We start from the raw sequence: 19,635 nt of genomic DNA on the forward strand, positions 1-19,635 counted from the left end.
GAAATATTGATTTATCCGTTTAAAATAACCTAAATCTTTAGGAGAAAACACTAAAAACAGAATGTTTATAGGCAAAAACTACTTATGCCTACGAACCCTCAAGGCGTTAATTTCCTCTACTGTTAAGCTTGTAATTTCTGCAATAGCATCAATCGGCATATTACGGCGTTTGAGTTCTTTAGCGATTTCAATTTTTTCTTCCCTTTTAGCAATTTTAGAAGCTTCTGCCTTTATCTTATCGACCAACTCATAAGGAGGAACATATTTAATACTCTTAGCGAGTTCATCCATTAGCCCCATATTACCAAAGCTTACATAACTTTTGTCAGATATGATAAGGTGGTCAAGAACAGGCGTATTTACAATGCGTCCAACTTGAATCATTCTATCCGTAGTGTCCTTGTCTGCATCAGAGGGTTTTAGTTCGCCGCTTGGGTGGTTGTGGCAAAGCATGATTTGTACGGCTCGTTTTTGCAAGGCAAAAGAAAACACCTCCATAGGATTGACCAAAACTTGGTTGACGGTTCCCAAGCCAATCAATTCGATAAACAATAGGCGTAAATTACTTGCCAAGCCAATAATCCAAAAATGTTCTCTATCTTGATCGATCTTTTGTTCACGCAAAAGAATTTTTTGCATAATGCCATAAATATCATCAGAGGTAAGGATTTTGATTTTCTCTGCTTCTGTTAATTCTATGTTCATGATAAGGATGCTTAGTGATAAGGTGCTAACGAACTATGATTCAATAAAAGTAAAGTTTTTATAGGAGTTATCCTAATGTTAGCAAGCAGGGGAATTGGACAGTAAAAAGCTTAACGTACTGGTTTTTAAAAATAAAAGCCTTTTAAGTTAGGCGAAACTACTCGATAAGGGGGCTAAAATGTCTTTTTTGCACGACCTAATGGTAGCTTTAAAAATAGGTCTTAATATAAAAGAAAGGAGCTTTAAAGCCCTGTTGATACAGCTTTGAGCTTGTTGGGTACTTGTGTTGAAATAATTTATTAAACGAATTAAAACATAAATTGTAATTTGAAATTAGTTATTCGCTTAATTTTATATATCCAACAAAAAATAACTGTAAAATTATTAGATACTTATTTTACAGAGCAATTAGATCAAATCAAGCCCCTCTACAACATCTCTAGTCAATTTAGCCAAAGGACGTTTTCCCAAATCCTGTTCCTCTATGTAATTAGAAGCAATGAATCGCAAAATATCTTCTCGATTTTTAAATAACGTGCCTTCATATTGTTGATACAAGCTATTGATATAATCTTCGTTATAGACAATGTTTTTATGGATCAACTCTAACGCATAATCTTTGTGGTTTTGATACCGTTCTTTTAGCTTTAAATCATCAATGTTTTGTTGTATTCGTTTTCCTTTTGCAGTATTTTTAATTTCTTCTTTTACATTTAAATTTAAAGCAATAGATTCTTTATTTCCTATTATAAAGTTTACATCTTTTACCTTGATAGTGAATTTACACTCATTACCAAACCCTTCTTTATATGGGTTAATATGGCTGTTAGGAGTAAAGTTTTTAGTTCCTTTACAGGAAGAATTGCATATCTTACAACTTGGTATTAAATTAAATAAGGATAGAGAAAAATAAGGATAGGTTGCTTTATCTAAAAAGTGGTCAAAATCAAAATAAAGTTTAATAATTTCTTTTGCATTGTGTTTTTCAGTTCTTATAACATGAGTGTAATTTTCATTGCAATAAGGGCAAACTTTTATATCCAACCATTGGGCGAGTTGTTGGCATTTTTTAGATTGCCTAAAGTTATCATAACCAAATACTTTTAGAACAGTGTTTTTAGAAATATTTGCTACTAAAAAGCGCTTTTCAAGTTCTTCTATATGTGTTTGTAATGACTCTAGCTTGCTAGTCAATAGACTTTCTAAGTTGTCTATTATATACTGCCAAAAATTAGCTTCATGAGCATTGTTACAGGTATCTAATTGCTTTTTTATACGAGGGATTAAGGCTTCATTTTTATGATAAGAACCATCTTGATTAACTGGGTTTATCAGTTGAAAGTACTTACTTTTTGCCAACTGGATATTTTTAGGATTTATTGCGATCATTGTCCAAAGGTTTAATTCGTTTTTCTAATTCAGCAACTTGTTGTTTTAAAAAATCTAACTGGCCTCTCATGGTATCAATATCCTTTTTATTATTGTCAACCTTAGTTAATCTACGGCTATCCAACATCTTTTGGAGCTGTCGTTTTACAATAGGCTCTCCAATGAGATTGATATATTGTTGTGCTTGTTCGTTCGTTTTGACTGGATTTACTTGGGAAGGACCTTCATTTAAATACGTAATCACAGCATTGATTTTTTCTTTGGCAAAGTCGCCCATCAAACCACCATCCATAAAGAAGGCATCGGTAAACAGCGTATGTATATTAGCTCCAAAGGTTTCTTTTTGTTTTAAACCATCGACTACTTTAGCATTGTTCTGTTCATCTGTATCTAAGAAGATGATGTTTTCTTTGGGTAAGTCGGATACAATAAAAGGGGAGTGGGAGGTGAGTATAATTTGAAGGGGGATGTTTTTAAATATTAAGGGGAGAGTTTGGGTTAATCGTTTGATGTATTGTTTTTGCCATTGTGGGTGTAGGCTTGTTTCTCCTTCATCTATTAGGATTAATAAATATGGGCTATTCTTTAATCCTTGTTTTAATCTGTAAAAACGTTCAAATAATTGGAAAACATGTCTTTCTCCAGAACTTAATCCTCGCATAGTGATTCTTGTAAAAGCAAATTTAGGCATGGATTTAATTTCTGAGGAGTGGCAATTGAGTGAGGCTAATTGTTCCTTTATTAAACCATAAAACTCTTCTTCTTTTGCATATATACTTAAAGCTTCTTCTTGTGTTATGCGTAAATAGGAATGTGTATCTTTTTGTATTATTTTATGAAAAAAATCAACAATTGACTGGATTTTATTAGAGAGAAGCTCTATTAAATAAGTAAGTAGTATCTCAGTATATTCTTGAATACTAATATTAGGAGTTTTATCACTGTGGGAATTGGTAGGGAGATTGTAACTAAAACTATCACTAATGAGATGGTTATTAATGTTATTTATATCAGACAGTCCCCAACTGAACGATTCATAAGCGCTAATAATCATACTTGTTAAACATAAACAAAATATTGTTTCTTTATGAGTAGCTTTGAATTTGTAAACAAATGAAGATGTAATTAGGTTGAAAAAATCTAAATCTTGAGACCTGACAAATTCAGATGTTTCTAAACGTTGTTGTAATTTTGATACTTGCTCTTCATAATAAGTAATAGTTGGCACAAAGAATTGTAATGATATTTGAGAATCTAAAACTTTAAATGGGAATGTCTCTTCTTTATAAAGATCAGAATCTAAAAAGTTAATTGTATCTCTAGTTTGATAATGAAAATATGCTTGAGCGTAATTGTTATAGTAATCGGAATTGAATACAGATTTTTTAGTTGTTATATCATAGTATTGGTGTTTGAAATTTGATTTAGTTATAAATGGAGAATAAAAGATACTTGCAGGTTTTAGTGATCGAGGTGAATTACCAATTTGCGTAACTATATTACTATTCGAAAAAGATAATTTATTAATTTTAATAGAGGATAAATGTTTAATATTTAATAAATTTTCTTTGCCCTCTATTACAAAAAAGAAAAAAGAGTAGGGGGCATAAGGGCGATCTATAATAGGAACATAGGTTACTATATTTTTTGAGAAATTATGAGAATATAGCTGTTGATAAGTTTCATTATCATTAGAAAACAACTCATTATAAATAAACTCCAAAACACTAGTTTTGCCACAGCCATTTGCCCCAACCAAAGCAGTAAGATTGACAATATCCTCCCCAAAAAAATTATCAATAGTAATAGGGCGTTCCTCAACAGAAAGTTGTTCATTTTGATAATCAAATTTCCATTTAGAGCTAAAATTAAAACCTTGATGTTGAATATTTCGATAGTTTTCAATCCAAAGATATAATAATTCCATTGGGTGTGTATTTAGGAGTTAAATAACGTACATACACAAAATACAATAATATTTTGATTGTTATTCTGGAAAATAAAATACTCGGAAATAAAGATGGAGTAGTGCTATCTGGCTTATGGGATCGGAATTGCTTTTATCAAGTCCAAAGGTTATTATTCAAATGATACCCGTTAATAATATTGCCTATTATAAAAAAGCCCTTAAAATAGGGCTTTAGATACGAACGTATAAATTTATGTTGTGGCAGTTGCTTTTTACTTTCCGATACAGAAACTAGAAAAGATATTACCCAGCAAATCATCTGTTGAAATCTGTCCTGTAATTTCCCCCAAATAATTTAGAGCATGGCGAATGTCCATGGCTAGGAAATCGCCAGAAATTCCAACCTCTAGTCCGTGCATAACAGCATCCAGAGATTCTAGAGCAGATTTGAGCGCTTCATAATGACGAGAATTAGAGACAATGCTATTGTCTTGATTGATTTCATTGGAAGAAAACAGCTCAAAGAGTTGTTTTTTTAGTTGATCAATTTGAGTTTTATCTTTTGCCGAGAGATGAACTGTGATGTATTGTTTTTCGAGTGCCTGTGTGATGGCAAATAATTGACGATCTTCAATAAAAGGATTGGGGCGACCATCATCTTGTTGATTGTTGTAAATATCTGTTTTGTTGGCAACTACAATGATGTTCATTTTTTCGTTGTCCAACTTTTGGAGATCAGCTTGTACTTCAATCGGACTAAGGGAATTTCGATCGTAAACATAGACTAAAATGGAAGATTTAGCGACCTGTTCCATTGTTTTTTGCACCCCGATTGCTTCTATTTGGTCGGTTGCTTCTCGGATACCTGCGGTATCAATTAAGCGGTATTGAACCCCCTGAATATTTAAAATGCCCTCAATTGTATCCCTAGTGGTACCTGCAATATCAGATACAATGGCTCGTTCTTCATTCAACAAAGCATTTAACAAGGTTGATTTTCCAGCATTGGGACGACCAGCTAAAACAGTATTTACGCCATGCTTGATGGCATTTCCCAATTGGAAAGAATCCAATAAACGCTTGATAATCGTAAGAATTTTAGCGACTAAGTCTTTGAGGTCATTTCTGTTGGCAAACTCCACATCTTCCTCGCCAAAATCCAATTCCAACTCAATCAAAGAGGCAAAATGAATTAATTCATCACGCAAATTTTTGATCTCATCAGAAAAACCACCACGCATCTGTGACAGTGCGATTTGGTGAGCAGATTCAGATTCTGCGGCGATCAAATCGGCAACCGCCTCAGCTTGTGACAAATCCATTTGTCCGTTAAGGAACGCCCGTAAGGTAAATTCTCCTTCTCTTGCAATTCTAGCTCCTTTTCGGATGAATAATTCAATTAATTGCTGTTGTATATAGCGAGAACCATGGCAAGATACTTCAATGACATTCTCTTTGGTGTAAGAATGGGGCATTTTAAAAACAGAAACCAGAGCTTGGTCAATAATTTTTTGTTGTTCATTACGTATATATCCCAAATGGATCGTATGAGAATCTACTTCTTCTAAGTTTTTGGCGCTAAATACTTCATTTGCAATAGAAATGGCATGAGTGCCAGAAAGGCGGACAATACCAATTGCACCACTTCCAGCAGGAGTAGCTAAGGCAACAATGGTATCTTGGAGGTCAATAAAATTGTACACAGGATGATTAATATAACAGTTAACGCTAAATATTTCACTATCAGAAGTTGCAAGGTAGAATTTAAAATTGTAAATATACAATTATTCCTTCCACTCAATATAAGTTGCCTTTAAGTTTTCTATTCGGATTTGTACCCAAGCTTGACGGTTTGTGCCATCTGCTTCCTGAAAAGAAATCTTACGATAGACGGTTTCATGAGCTTGATACCCTAAATTTTGATAGAGATTATCGCCTTGGTGGTCATAGTATTCATCTTTGAAAGGACCTGAATTGTTGGGGCGATCAATTGTTACTAATAAGCCATTTTTTTTTGCTAAAAAATCCTTAATAATATTATTGACAATATTCTTTTTTTGACCATTTCTATACAATGAAAAAATACCCAAAACGGCAATCAAGCCTAACACAAAAAATCCTATTTCCATCCCTATTTATATCGGTTTAATACTTTTGATAATTTTATCCAACGCTTTGTTGTATTGCTGCAAAGCCTTTTTGTGCCCCATTCCCAATACCAACAAGACATTTTGAGGGCTATCAATAATAAATACGCCAAGTTGCACCAAATTGCCATCTAGCGTACCATTTAATTCAGCAACAACTCCCATCATACCATTTAATTCTATAATTTCAGGCTCTGTCGTAATCGTAGGATTTGTGAGTTGGGTTTGCATAATGGATTCCAATTCAATCAAAGCCTCCTCTATCTTTTCTGCCTCCATAATAGAAAAAGTAATGGACAAGGACTGATCAATATTTTGTAATACCGTTACCCTTTCCGCCTCTTCCACTTGCCATTCGTTGGGGTACCAAAATTCTACTTGCGCAGCTTGATAGGTATATAGATTGCGTTTAGCCTGAGCTTGAACAGTTGTGCTAATTAATATAAAATTAAACAAAAAGATACAAAAAAATGTTTTCATTAGCGTTTTTATAAAAAAGGTTGGCTAATAATAGGGGATAGACAATATTTTGAATAGAGACCATATAAAAATGCTGATAATTGGAACCCTCAAAGCACCTAATTAACAACAGAAAGGTATTTGTAAAGCTGTTTAGCTTATTTTTGTGCCAATTGATAACCCTTTTGATACCATTTCCACGCCGACGCTAGAATTTCGTCAACCGTATATTGAGGAGACCAGCCCAATTGTTGTTTGGCTTTGGAATAGTCAGAATAAATAGAAGAAACATCCCCCGATCGGCGAGGACCAATATTGTACTTTAATTCTTGCCCTGTTGCCTTGTTAAAAGCTGTAATCAGTTCTAAAACAGAAACCCCTTGACCAATACCAACATTAAAGGCTTCGCAGTTGTTTTGGTTTGCTTGGCGCAATAGATATTGTAGTGATTTGGTATGGGCATTGCCTACGTCCATCACATGAATATAGTCTCGAATACAGCTACCATCACGAGTAGGGTGATCATCTCCTGTAACCACAAATGTACCTCGTACGCCCGTTAGCGATTCTAACAAAATAGGAATAACATTGTAGGCACCATTTTGTGGAATTTCTCCAATAAGCCCACTAGGATGCGCACCAGCAGGGTTAAAATAACGCAACAAAAGACTGTTGGTCGAAGGATGGGCAGCAGAAAAATCTTGGATAATTCGTTCTGCCATTTGTTTGGTACTGGCATAAGGACTTTCAGCCTTAGACATTGGTGTATCTTCTGTTACAGGTAATACTTCAGGATTGCCATAAATAGAACAAGAAGAAGAAAAAATAAAATTGGGAATGTGATAATCGGATATGCAGGTCAGTATATTGAGTAAGCTATTCAAATTATTTTGATAGTACTTGATGGGATATTGAACCGATTCTGGAACACTTTTGTAGGCTGCAAAATGGATAATGCCAGCAATGTCTTTATGTTCCTCAAAAATTGCTTTGAGCGCATCTAATTCGCAAAGGTCGGTTGCATAATGTGGAATAGAGCAACCCGTAATTTCTTTTACAGCATGTAAGATATTAGCATTGGATCTAATGTTATTATCAACACAAATAACCTCAAATCCATTTTCTATCAAATCAATAATGGTGTGGCTTCCAATATAACCACAACCGCCAGTTACAAGTATCTTGGACATTTAAAAAATGTATGTTTAGTAGATTTATTTAAATAAAAGCAAGTAGATGGTCAGACCTGCCAATCCAACTACTGTTTTTAATAGACGTTTTAATGCAGTGGAAAGTTACGAACTATTAAGCTTTATCACGAATTTTAGCATAAGAAGAAATTATTACATGTATTTTACTAACTTATGTGGTGGTTGCACCGTTCGTGATAAAGCCTATTTATATAAACAATACTCCGTTAATTTTTTGCTTTTTTCGTAAAAAATTAACGGAGTATTGATAAAATAACTACTAATTGTATTTGGATCGAATCAATCAGAAGTTTCGTTACTTCCCAATTTCAAGCGAAAAATTATTAGGACATCCTTGTTGAGTTCTGCAGCTGCTCACCCCTGCTAAAAGAACGGCTATTAATACCATTGCAACTACCTTTTTTACGGCTAATTTCATCGTTGTAATATTTTTGTTTTGTAGAATTGATTTGTTTGGGAAATGTCTATCAATTGAGTCTTTATTGGGCAGCAAAAGATTAGAATTTACCAATGAGGACATCCACAACCTGCTTTACAGCCAGTCATACCAACTACGATTACCAATGCAACAAGTAAGACTAAAATTTTTTTTGTGTTTTTCATAATCTTTTATTTTTATTAAATATGCGTACAGAATAAAAGTAGTGATAACCAAAAGCATTATAAACCTCTTAGGTTGGCAATAGTTTTTTGTTCTGAATTATTGTAGTAAATAATTACTAAGTTAATCGTTTTTTGCGAAAAATTATTCATTTGTATACTGAAAACAAACCACTGCTACAAAAATTAGATGCTGTTAGTATAATTTCTACAAAAAGTGACCCATCTTTATTGGTTAGAAGATTATTGCACTATTTTAAGCAAAAAAAACAATTGAAATCTCAAAAAAACATACTAATTGCCGTCTTAAATTGGGGCTTAGGTCATGCTACCCGTTGTATTCCAATTATTGATGAATTTATAAAACAGAGAGCTAACGTTGTTTTAGCCTCTGATGGCGATGCCTTGTTGTTGCTTCAACAAAAATACCCTAACCTAACAAGGATTGAATTACCAGCTTATGGTATTCATTATAAGGGAGATAATATGTTGTTGAATATCCTGCCCCAAGTCCCTAAAATTATAAATGCTATATGTTTAGAACGCAAAAAATTAAATTCTATTATCCAAGATCATCAAATTACAACCATAATTTCTGATAACCGTTTTGGTATGTACCATAAAAAAATACCTTCTATTTTTTTGACGCACCAATTGAATATACAAATTCCCTATCCATGGTTGGAGTCTATTGTGGCTAAATTCAATCATTATTTTATACGTAAGTTTGACGAGTGTTGGGTTCCTGATGTTGAAGCAGAACCTAGTTTGGCAGGGCTGTTATCGCATCAAAAAAAATTAAAAAATGTTCGGTATATAGGGGTCTTATCAAGGATGTCTATCCCAACTCAACTATCGCTCAAATGGGATGTTTTGGTTGTGCTTTCTGGACCAGAACCACAGCGAACCTATTTAGAACAAAAAATAATAGCACAAGCGAAAAATTTACCTTTTCAATTTTTGATTGTTGCAGGCCGTCCTAGTGTAAGAGAAGAACGGGAAATCGGGAAAAACATTTTTTGGCGATCATTTATGAATCAGAAGGAGCTAGAACAAGCAATGGCACAAAGTAGAGTGCTTGTTACTCGTTCGGGATACAGTACCATTATGGATTTGGTGGCGATGGAATGTCATAAAGTATTGTTGATTCCTACACCAGGACAGACAGAACAGGAGTATTTGGCCAATCGGTTTGCTGAAGCAGGTACCTTTTTGTGTCAACCGCAAAATGCATTAAATTTAGAAAAAGGGATTGGTTATTTGATGCAACATGAAATGAAGCAGCTTGCAAAACCCATAGCTATTTCTTTGAAGGATGCAATTTTAAGTTGTTTGAGTCGCTGATACCCTAGCTTTGTTCGCTCCTGTAATAATCAATGGCGTAGCACGCACAAAATAATTGAGGATAAGGCATTTTTTATAAAACATCAATGGACTATTACAAGAATAGTACTATAAACTTTGTACAAGTTGCTATTATTTAATAATAATTTTATCTTAGAATAATAGATCGATCATCCCTACCCTCCAACAAACAAAATCAACGAGATGAAAGCATTACTGTTGTTATTGTCCATCCTTCCTGGTTTTTTAATTGTCTTATATATTTATTGGCGAGATAGGCATTATAAAGAACCCATTTGGTATTTGACGGTCTGTTTTGTGTTTGGAATGCTAAGCACCTATCCTGCGATCAAAATGGAAGAGTTTGGAATTCGAGATTTGGGAATTTTTAATACGGTGGGAGATCCTTTTATGACTTTTACCTTTACCTTTGCGGTAGTAGCCTTTAGTGAAGAATTTGTCAAGTATATTTTTTTAAGGTATTATATATTTCCAAAAGAAGAGTTTGACGAACCCATGGATGGAATTGTTTATTCTGTAATGATTAGTATGGGGTTTGCGACCTTAGAGAACATCCTTTATATTGTCGTACGAACGACTGATTTTGATGTGGCTTTCCAAATTGGCTTGTTGCGTATGATTACAGCGGTACCTGCTCATGCTATTTTTGCCATTTTGATGGGCTATTTTGTGGGGCTTGCCAAATTTTCAGAGAATCGGAAAGATTTCTTTCTATTGCTCGGTTTGGTTAGTGCTATTCTCTTGCATGGAACCTATGATTTTTTCATTTTTATGCAAATGAAAGAATTTCTCATTTGGTTTACCTTAATCTTTGGAGCATTATGTTCATGGATTTTTCTAAAAAGACATACGCCGAAACTTCCAGAAGGAACCCCAAGAAGTACAGAAATAGAATTGGACAATTGGGAGCATAAGGAAGAACAATAGCGCAAAATTAAAAGGTTTGAAAAGATGGCTAAACGCCTCTTTTCAAACCTTTTAATGGAGGAATTAAACGTACCGCTATACTATCTAATGAATTGTTGCATCAACAATAGTTTGGGCATTTCCAGTGGTTGCATCAATAACAACAGGGTAAATTCCTGCTTTTAGTTCGATATTTTGCTTGCGGAGAATGCTTGCCATTTGATCGGTTAAAAAGACATCTTTCTTGATTTGTAAATTGCCATTGTCTACAAAATAATCCTTGTCTTTAAAATCAAACATAATTTTTTCCGCTCCTGTTTGGCGATGGCGAACTAGGGTTAGGCTATATAACCTATATCCATTGTTATATCTTGAAACAGACACCACTCCTGAACCATTTGCAGTACCAGAAATAATACTTTTTCCTAATATATTGGTACCTCTTGTACAGAATCCAAGACAAGGACCACAAACACCTCCGCCCGTACATGGAGAAATGTATGTGCCTTCATAGTTTGGAGGTGGTAAATCAGGTTCGCCAGATAATCCCTCAAAATGATACAATGGATACATTTTTTGCCAATCAGACATGTTTTGATAACGACCATTTGCATTCACTTGATTCAGAATGTTTTCAATGTCGCTTTGGTCATGTGTTTGGAGGCTAGTTGTCTGGTCTTTTGAGTTGGTCAGCAGTTCTGTTTCATCATCACAACTAACAGCAAAAATACTGATGAAAAGGGCAACAAATAATAAGTACTTCATTTGAATTAAATAATTAAGATAATCCCGCTTTTATTTAGAGTAGATTAGGGAATGCCTACTGTTTTATGGCTATACAGGAGCTGGTGTAATAAGCGAACTGTAAAATTTAAATTTGGGGGTATAAGTTCCTTATCTATTACCTTTAGCAGGCAAAGATGAGTAAGATATACGGCGGTTGTTCAGTCTGTTTTGTTTGTTCTAAAGCATAAGAATTCTAGGCTATATTCTATTTATAGCTTTAAACTTTAGTTAAAAAGGTTGATTTGTTTTTATTCTTAAGCTAGACGATCTATTATGAATACTAGATATAGTATTTATTGTGATGATTACAGAAACAAATATAGAGCAGTAGATTGGTTTGTGCAAAAGAAAAAATAGCCGCTAATAAAGGGTTTAACGAGGTTGAAGGCTAGTGTGAGGAGTGTTATTTTGTTGAAATTTAGTGGGTTAGATTAGAAGGTTGGTTAATGATTTGAGCGTTTGTTGCTAGGGGTTTCATTTGTTTTCATCCGTTTTTTGACAAATTAAAAAATATAAGTGTAGATGAAAAAGGCACCTGATTCTATTTTTAAGTTGATAAAAGCGATGACAGTAGCAGAAAAAAGATATGTTAAACGAGATTTGAATAAATATACTGCCAATACTGAAAACTATAATTCTCTGTTATTCGACGCTCTGAATGCTTTAGATGTTTATGATGAAACTAAATTGCTAAAAAAAATTAAATCATCTAAGCTCAAAAAAAATTTTAGGGTTCAAAAGCAATATCTATTTGATGCTATTTTAGAACGATTGAGATCTTATGAAGCGTTGACGGATATGGAAACTCAGCTTCGAAATAAAATGGAGAACTGTAGAATATTAATCAAGAAAGGATTATTAGGAGAGGCATTGGTAGAGGTAGATGGTATACTTGAAAAAAGCAGAGCGTACGAACTTTATTTAATTTGGTTAGATGCATTGTGGTTGAAACATGATGCTATGCAGGGGGTTGAGAGAAATAGGGATTATAAGGAAGAAACCAGAAAAATATTTAAAGAATTAAACGAACTTGCTCAGTTGAATGGACAGTTTATAAAAGGCAGAGCATGTAATGCAGAGTTCTTTTTTTTGAGGTCTCATCCTACTATGGGAAAAGAAATAGACCCCAAAATCTATGAGGTCAAAAGACAAAATGATGAAAATAGCAAGGTGCAATCGGATAAGATCAGACAGTTGTATCTAACCAATCAAATTCAATTTTGTGGATTGACCAAAGATTATGTAGAATTTACCAAAGTCGGCAAAATTGCTCTTGAAAACATCGAAAATTCTTACCTAAAAAAGACAGCCCCCGTAGCTTATTTTATTGCATTAGCAAATTATGCCTATGGTTTGAATGAGACAAGTCAACATCTAGAATTGGCAACCCTTTTAAAAAAATGGGAAGAGGAGTTAACAAAGGACTATTGGGGAAAAGTGACCAAAGCGAGATCGATCGCTATTATACGCCGTTATAGCCGAATGCTAAAATTATTGGGTCTACTTCCTACTGCTTTAGGGGATGAATTTAAGTTTGACCTAAAAGAGACAACGTTGTATGAATGTGTTTATGCTGAGTATAATAGTTTGATTGAATATGAGTTTATTCAGGGAAATTTTGATCGGGTATTGCAAGTTATTTTTGAGCAAGAGACTTTTGCCTCAAGAGGATTGCGTGTATTGGATAAAAGGAGGAATAAATTATTGGAGGTGATTATTGGCTATGAACAAGGGAATCTAATTACCTTGACTAGTGCTGTTGATAAAGCCAAATATTTCCACAAAAAAAATAAACTATATACAGATTTAGAGATGTTCTTTTTAAATCGATTTAACAAATATTATCCAACGGAAATAGAACAGTTTTTGCCTGTTTATGAAAAGTGGAAAGAGCAAAATAAAGAAGACTTTTTGATACAGCTTTGGCTAGAGGCAAAGGGAACAAAACGTAGATTAATAGATTGTTATAGAGCGAAGATAAGAGCGGTCGCTTGTTCTTGATGTTTGTTTAATGCGTCTTAGGGATTTTTAGTGTTTCCCCAACTTTAATCGTATCTCCATCAATGCCATTAACTCGTTTGATAACAGCAACGGGAACGTTATAGTGTTGGCTAATTGCCCAGAGCGTTTCTCCTGCTGTACGGATGGCGTGCAAATGAAAAGCTTGTGTATCAGGGATTGGAATTTTGAGGCTATCTCCAATGAAAATAAAATCGTTGGGCAGTTGATTTAGTGCTTTGATGGCTGAAACAGTAGTCTGGTATTTATTGGCTAATGCCCATAGGCTTTGTCCTTCTTTTTTTATAACATGGGTAAAATGACTATTGGCAGGATAGTTACGGTTATTCCATTGTAGCAAATAATCACTTTCACTAGTATTGATTTTTGAGGCCTTGTAAGTTTCTATTTTGACGATGCTATCTCCTTGCAAAACATAACGTTCTTTGAGCCATTTTTGGTGCCCCGTTACAGAGTCCTTGACATTGGTTTGTAAGAGAATGGATAACTTGCCCTTCCACAATTCTGTATGAAGATAATCTCCATTGCCAACTTCTTGGGTTCTTACAAAGTGGTTTTTATCAAAAGTGATAAAAGAATAACTATTGCCACAGCAGTTGCCCCCACAACCATGAATGTGACCTAATAGAAGATCTAAATATCCATTGTTGTTGAAATCTTTTTGTGCAACTATTGCCCAACATTCTCCTACTGAACTATCTTGAAGGGTATAAATTTGATTTCCAATTTGAGCATAGACATCCATTAGGATATAACTGCTACTGTCAGAAGAAAAATACTGTATCTCTTGACCATAAGAAATTAAAATACCAGCCCATAGCTGCAAAATTACCCAACTAATTTGCTTTTTCATGTTGTTTTAAATGGCACATCTTCAACTGTCTATGTTGGGAACAAGGGGAAAAGAGTAACAGCCTAATGATTGGTGAACAATAATTTGGGGGCAATTTTAGGAGGGGGATGTTGTATTAAATATCGTTCTTTGACAAATTGTGTGACAAGCACTAACAAAGGGTAAACTTTCTGCTACTTTTAGCTTCGCTGCTAGGCATCCCCGTTGGTACACCATACCAAACTGCTCGTGCACTACGTTTATGTGGTTTAGAAGAAAGTTTATAGGTCGTAAGTCGTAAGTCCTGTATTAACAGAGACTAAACATACGACTTACGACCTATAACTTATAACAAAAGTAGTAATAAGAGAGCTGGGTTGTTTAATATTCCACACGATATGTCAAAGAACCTTAAATATAAACATAAATCATGTGAAAATTGACAATTGAGCATAAAAAAGCCCCACTTAGAGCAAGTGGGGACTTTTAAAGTCAACCTAAATGAGCTAAAACATATTATCGAGTAATTTGCACTTTTTGAGTGCTTGTATGCTGTGCTGTCTGAACCTTTAAGATATAAATGCCTGCGGGTAAATTTTGTATGTCCAATGTAGCATTAGACTGTTTAGGAGTATTCGCAACAACGATCTGACCAGCTAAATTATAGAGTGAAAGTTGTTGAAGTTGGTCATTGGTCTGAACTTGAATTTTGGTTTTAGCAGGATTAGGAAATACATTGACATAATGATCCGTTGCCTGCAATTGATCCGTTGGCGTAATGAGCGTAACAAGAATGCCTGTAGGAGGGGTAGAGGCAGCGCTTTCGGTTTCTATATTACTAATCATTCGAACATCAGAGATTACCAAATCAAGACGTTGCGTTGTTGCTTTTTTGAGAATATCATCTTTGATGGTTAGGTTGAAGCTGCCAATTTGACCCATGCCATCTCTATTGGTTTGATCTGTTCTAACAACAGCAACATCAATTTTTCCTTGATAATAAAAATCTTTTTGAACCGAAATCATATCCGAATGAATGGTTCCTAACCAAGAAGTATTAAAATCTACAAATACAGAGTTCGTATCTACCATGGTTTCATCATAGTTGATCGTAAAGGCAATCCCATAGATGCTATCTGCCAAAATCGTTGAGTCGCCTAACATAATAGGAACTTGGAGCATTTGTCCTGCTAATCCCGTTTCATGTTCTACATAAAAAGGAATGGCATTGGAAGAGGAGGAACTGCCATTTTTAGCATGGATTTGCCCCCAATTAAGTACAATGGCCATGGTATCATTATCATCCACAAGACCATCTCCATTGGTATCAGAATGTTTGTAATTAGTTCCTGTAACAGGAGTACTATTTACAAAATTGAGTGCAGGCTCACAGTCGTAATCAATCCCTGCATTGGGGCGAATGGGCCCCGTTTGACCATACCCCAAACCCAAAGGCAATAAATCAAAATGATTGACGATCTTGTTGGTGTCTGCATCTCCTGCCCAAACGCAAGAAGTTGTTGTAACATCCACCCAAACGGAATCTATGGTTGGTCCATTGTTGACTGAGAGATAAGCCCAAAAAGATTCTTGTACTTGAATCGTAGAGCCTGCGGTATATAGCAATAAATTCTGAATGCTATCGATGCTCAAGGTACCATAGGTCGTTGTGGTTGGCGATACGGTATTAATTAGGCTATTGGGATCATAGGCACAAATACTGAGTATCGAATCCGCTGCAATAACTGCCTGTACCGAGTCTGGTATACAATTGTCATAATGCTTAATGGCAAAACCAAAGTATTGACCTCCAGCAGCAAGAGGGGAGCAGTTATTGTCTACTATACTAACGGTAAATTCTTGGATCAGTGGAATCGATTTTGGCCAAGTAAAACTAGCAGTAGCAGGGTTGGTTCCTGAGCTAGTAAACGAGCCTCCAATCGCAGCTATATCACTGCTAAATGTTAACGTATCATTGGGATGAGTGGTATCGGTTGCCACAATATCAAAGCTTAGTTGGCTTGGGTCGGTCACGTGAAAAACATTATCTTCTAAATAGCCTCCTTGCACATTAGAAACGGTAAAGTCAGGATTATTATTTGCGCCATTAAATACAACAACATAGATGTCTTTGTTGGCGGATGAAATTAATACGCCATTTCTATATTCTTCTACTTGTAATCCCACAATAAAAGAACCTTGTATATTGGCGGTAAAGGTTAACTTTCCCGTTTGAGGATCAAAGGTAGTTGGGCTGTTCATCCCCAAAGGATTGCTGACGGCATAACCTGGAGAATAGGATAGAGGAATGGCACCACTGGACAAAGGGTTGCTAAGGCTAAATACCAAAGAATCTCCATCTAAATCATAGGCATGACTATAGTAAGATTGCGTTTGACCTAAAAAGGCATAAACGTACCCTGTTCCTGTGAATTTTGCAGCATTATTGTACTGTGAGCTATTGTCAAGAGATGTATAGACATAGTTGGAAGAACTAGAAGTGGCTAGATTAACAATGGATGCACCTCTACAGCAGTTGGTATAAGAAAAAATCCAATCGGAGCAAGAGACAATATTAATGGTATCGGAGTAGAGGACTCGATAAGTGCCATAACCGCCAGTTAAACAGGGACTCGTTCCTCCAGGACAAACGGGGGTAATATCAATTAGGGCAGTTTGGGGTAGACTGATATTTTGAGAGATAGCACAGGAGGTAGAGGCTATATTGATAGAGGCTGAGGACGTCGGGGCTATTGCGCCACAATCTTGAAAGAGTTCGAGCTCAATAATATATTGATTGTTTCCTATGCATTGATAGGTGATTTCTGCACCATAGACATGGGTTGCATTGGCATGATGTATACCCAGAAGTAAGGTAAAAAAACATAGTATAAGTTGGTGGAGTGTCATAATTATTTTATTTAGTGTTGGAGGATACATTATTTAGATATTATTAGGTTTTAATTGAAGGACTTTAAGGTGTTTATGGATGATCTATTTTGATAATACAAACATAGGGCATTTGGTTTTTCTAAAAAAGTACTTTTTTATGCTAAAATAATATTTGAATAATCCTATTTAATCTTATATTTGTTGAAAATCAGTTGTTTAAAATTTTATTTTGAATAAATTATAATTATTTTTGTTTTGAATAGAAGTAAACTAATAACCGTTTTAAGCCAATTATCTACTCGGAATCTAGCGAATTTCAAAGAATACGTGCACAGTCCTTTTTTTAATAAGCACAAAGCCACGACTACCTTATTAGATTGTTTGTTGGAGTATGGTGTTGATTTTCAAGAAACTGGTATTGATAAGCGAAAGATTTTTAGTGTTGTATTTCCTAAGCTGGCATTTAACGAAGTAAAATTTAATTATGTCGTTTCTAAATTATTGGAGCTATTGAGTAATTTTTTGGCTTATCAGGAATATGAGCAAAATGAATTTAGAAAAAAATATTATGCGCTAAAAGCTGTTCATCAATTAGGAGTCCCCAAACAAGCGGCTAGTCATATTAGGCAACACCGATTATTGCAAGAACACTATCCTTTTCAGACCGCTAATTTGTACTATGAAAAATATCTTTATTATGAAATGCTCAATCAAATTCATTTAGATAAAAATCAGCGTTTGTACGATGAAAATTTGCAATTACAGAACGACCAATTAGATGCTTTCTATTTTGCTCAAAAGTTAAAAATGGCTTGCGATATGTTGAGTAGAAACATCGTTATTCAGGCTAATTATAAAGTAAGTTATATTGAACAATTATTGGTTGAGGTAAAGCAAGGGAGTTTTGAATTAGAAAAACATCCTATTGTACATATTTATTATCAAATTTTGCAAACATTACGAGACAGTAAGGATGCAGATTATCAGGCGTTAAAAGTCTTGGTTGAGCGGTATGCTACGTTTTTTTTACCAGAAGAATTACTATTGATTTATGATTATGCCGAAAACTTTTGCATTCGAAAAATTAACAATGGGGCGACTCGTTATTACAATGAGTTTTTGAATATTTACAAGCAAAAGTTAGCCAAAAAATTGCTTTTTGAAGAAGGTTATCTATCCGAAAGCGATTACAAGAATATTGTAACGGCTGGCGTGCGCACCAAAGATTATGCTTGGACAGAGCAATTTATTCATACCAACAAACGAAAACTACGCTCCGAGGTGCAAGAAAATGCCTTTAATTATAATCTAGCCGTTTTTTATTACGCTACCAAGCAATATACAAAGGCCTTGCAATTATTGATGACCATTAGTGTTACTGATATATCGTATGGAGTAGGAGCTAAAACCGTACAACTTCAAAGTTATTATGAATTACAAGAGTTTGAGCCATTGATTAATTTGATCGATACCTTTAGATTATATGTAATGCGGCACAAAACACAGTCTGATTATCGAAAAAAGGCAACCTTAAATATGTTAAGAATTGTCAAAAAAGCAGCAAAGTTAAAGGAAAAGTCAACTTTTTTATCCCAAAACAAGTTAGACAAGGAATACACTAAGTTAAAAGATTTATATACCCAAACAACTCCTTTATCTAATGCAGATTGGATCAAAGAAATTATAGAAGAACTAGTGCCGTCTGGTTCTTGATTGTTCACGAAACATATTCTTATTCATGCGGTACTTGTTGCACTTTTTTCTTCTTCTTTATTGTACCAGTTTCTTTTTTCCTTTCGCTAATGGCTGGTTGGGCTATGAATTGGAATTTGAGATGTGGAATGATATGCTAAACGACAACATTCCTGATATGAATATAGCGACCATTTGGAGCATCAGGTGGCTTGTGAATGTATTGCTCTTGGGGATATATTGGCTCAGAATCCCTGAAATACATACTTGGATCAGTCTTCATGCCGATAAAAATTTCTTGAATAAATTGTTGATGGCGCTAATTCTGTTATTGGTTGCTTATCCCTTTGTGTTTGAAGCAATTCCTTGGAATTGGGGAGGAATACTGTGGGCTAGTACTGCAATCTTGGCTGGAGGAGCTTATCTTATTTCCGAAATTCCCGTGCAGCCAGAAGTGTTTTATAGCTTGGAAGAACACTTGGTTGAATTAAAAGAAGAACATTAAATCTAGCTTTTAGGGAGTCTTGTATGTAATAAATAATTTAACAAGTGAAACTATTTGTTAACACAAATTACCACTTTGGTTGGCAATGTTTAGTTTCATGGTGATCATTTAATTAAAAATGGAGGCTTTGATTTATAGCGTTTTAGATGTTTTTTACTTGCGGAATATTGCTAAAACATGAATAAAATACATTAAGAGTTAATAACTTGCCTTTAAGT

At 34.7% G+C, this 19,635-nt stretch carries 15 protein-coding genes; 5 read left to right on the forward strand and 10 right to left on the reverse strand.

What is annotated here, in order from left to right:
- Window positions 1-78: 78 nt before the first annotated feature.
- The 7 genes from AsAng_RS28900 to galE all read right to left on the reverse strand — a co-directional run bounded on the left by AsAng_RS28900 (window position 79) and on the right by galE (window position 7,799).
- The gene (locus AsAng_RS28900; RefSeq protein ID WP_264790638.1) at window positions 79-705 is read right to left on the reverse strand and encodes a JAB domain-containing protein; all 627 of its coding nucleotides are present in this window, start codon (window positions 703-705) and stop codon (window positions 79-81) included.
- Window positions 706-1,113: 408 nt separating this feature from the next.
- Window positions 1,114-2,094, reverse strand: coding sequence for a hypothetical protein (locus AsAng_RS28905; protein WP_264790639.1), 981 nt, complete (start codon window positions 2,092-2,094; stop codon window positions 1,114-1,116).
- A complete protein-coding gene (locus AsAng_RS28910; protein WP_264790640.1) occupies window positions 2,075-4,021 on the reverse strand; it encodes an ATP-binding protein in 1,947 nt (648 codons plus the stop codon). The genes AsAng_RS28905 and AsAng_RS28910 overlap by 20 nt, the downstream gene beginning before the upstream one ends.
- Before the next feature lie 254 nt (window positions 4,022-4,275).
- A complete protein-coding gene (gene mnmE, locus AsAng_RS28915; RefSeq protein ID WP_264790641.1) occupies window positions 4,276-5,706 on the reverse strand; it encodes a tRNA uridine-5-carboxymethylaminomethyl(34) synthesis GTPase MnmE in 1,431 nt (476 codons plus the stop codon).
- An 81-nt stretch (window positions 5,707-5,787) separates the two neighbouring features.
- The gene (locus tag AsAng_RS28920) at window positions 5,788-6,132 is read right to left on the reverse strand and encodes a hypothetical protein (protein WP_264790642.1); all 345 of its coding nucleotides are present in this window, start codon (window positions 6,130-6,132) and stop codon (window positions 5,788-5,790) included.
- 6 nt (window positions 6,133-6,138) lie between these two features.
- Entirely contained in the window at window positions 6,139-6,630 is a 492-nt protein-coding gene (locus AsAng_RS28925; protein WP_264790643.1) for a hypothetical protein, read from the reverse strand.
- Window positions 6,631-6,767: 137 nt separating this feature from the next.
- Window positions 6,768-7,799 carry a UDP-glucose 4-epimerase GalE gene (gene galE / locus AsAng_RS28930; protein WP_264790644.1) on the reverse strand — a complete coding sequence of 344 codons (1,032 nt, stop codon included), beginning with the start codon at window positions 7,797-7,799 and terminating at the stop codon, window positions 6,768-6,770.
- Between the two features lie 894 nt (window positions 7,800-8,693).
- Between galE and AsAng_RS28935 the strand changes: the two genes are divergently transcribed.
- Window positions 8,694-9,764, forward strand: coding sequence for a glycosyltransferase (locus tag AsAng_RS28935; protein ID WP_264790645.1), 1,071 nt, complete (start codon window positions 8,694-8,696; stop codon window positions 9,762-9,764).
- A gap of 204 nt (window positions 9,765-9,968) precedes the next feature.
- On the forward strand, window positions 9,969-10,712 hold the full coding sequence (locus AsAng_RS28940; RefSeq protein ID WP_264790646.1) for a PrsW family intramembrane metalloprotease: 744 nt from the start codon (window positions 9,969-9,971) through the stop codon (window positions 10,710-10,712).
- A gap of 84 nt (window positions 10,713-10,796) precedes the next feature.
- On the opposite strand, the gene AsAng_RS28945 is transcribed toward AsAng_RS28940, so the two are convergent.
- Window positions 10,797-11,456, reverse strand: coding sequence for a hypothetical protein (locus AsAng_RS28945; RefSeq protein ID WP_264790647.1), 660 nt, complete (start codon window positions 11,454-11,456; stop codon window positions 10,797-10,799).
- A 543-nt stretch (window positions 11,457-11,999) separates the two neighbouring features.
- Between AsAng_RS28945 and AsAng_RS28950 the strand changes: the two genes are divergently transcribed.
- On the forward strand, window positions 12,000-13,478 hold the full coding sequence (locus AsAng_RS28950) for a hypothetical protein (protein ID WP_264790648.1): 1,479 nt from the start codon (window positions 12,000-12,002) through the stop codon (window positions 13,476-13,478).
- A 7-nt stretch (window positions 13,479-13,485) separates the two neighbouring features.
- Here the strand turns inward: AsAng_RS28950 and AsAng_RS28955 are convergent, their stop codons facing one another.
- Complete coding sequence (locus AsAng_RS28955; RefSeq protein ID WP_264790649.1) at window positions 13,486-14,349, reverse strand: LysM peptidoglycan-binding domain-containing protein; 864 nt, start codon at window positions 14,347-14,349, stop codon at window positions 13,486-13,488.
- A gap of 495 nt (window positions 14,350-14,844) precedes the next feature.
- The gene (locus AsAng_RS28960) at window positions 14,845-17,268 is read right to left on the reverse strand and encodes a T9SS type A sorting domain-containing protein (protein WP_264790650.1); all 2,424 of its coding nucleotides are present in this window, start codon (window positions 17,266-17,268) and stop codon (window positions 14,845-14,847) included.
- Window positions 17,269-17,475: 207 nt separating this feature from the next.
- On the opposite strand from AsAng_RS28960, the gene AsAng_RS28965 reads away from it, so the two are divergent.
- Both AsAng_RS28965 and AsAng_RS28970 read left to right on the forward strand, forming a co-directional pair.
- Window positions 17,476-18,933, forward strand: coding sequence for a hypothetical protein (locus AsAng_RS28965; protein WP_264790651.1), 1,458 nt, complete (start codon window positions 17,476-17,478; stop codon window positions 18,931-18,933).
- Window positions 18,934-18,958: 25 nt separating this feature from the next.
- The gene (locus tag AsAng_RS28970) at window positions 18,959-19,417 is read left to right on the forward strand and encodes a hypothetical protein (protein ID WP_264790652.1); all 459 of its coding nucleotides are present in this window, start codon (window positions 18,959-18,961) and stop codon (window positions 19,415-19,417) included.
- The last annotated feature ends 218 nt before the right edge of the window (window positions 19,418-19,635 follow it).

Source organism: Aureispira anguillae, from assembly GCF_026000115.1.
GTDB lineage: Bacteria > Bacteroidota > Bacteroidia > Chitinophagales > Saprospiraceae > Aureispira > Aureispira anguillae.